Consider the following 227-nt stretch of genomic DNA (forward strand, 5'->3'; position numbering starts at 1 on the left):
CCGCTACTTCCCGGATCCGGATCTGGTGATGCTGCACATCACCAAGGAGCACATCGAGGAGATGAAGGCCCAGATGCCGGAAATGCCTCGTGAGCGCCGCAACCGCCTGAAGGGCGAGTGGGGCTTCAACGATCTGGAGATGCGCGACGTGCTCAACGCCGACGCTCTGGACCTGCTCGAGGACACCGTCAAGGCCGGCGCTTCCGCCTCGGGCGCCAAGAAGTGGT

Annotated in this window: 1 pseudogene; it reads left to right on the forward strand. The window is 63.9% G+C overall.

Annotated features, from left to right (window positions below):
• Positions 1 to 227 (forward strand): annotated as a pseudogene (locus HJW02_RS13175) (Asp-tRNA(Asn)/Glu-tRNA(Gln) amidotransferase GatCAB subunit B); the annotation flags it as partial.

It is taken from the genome of Akkermansia sp. GGCC_0220 (assembly GCF_017566105.1).
Lineage (GTDB): Bacteria > Verrucomicrobiota > Verrucomicrobiia > Verrucomicrobiales > Akkermansiaceae > Akkermansia > Akkermansia massiliensis.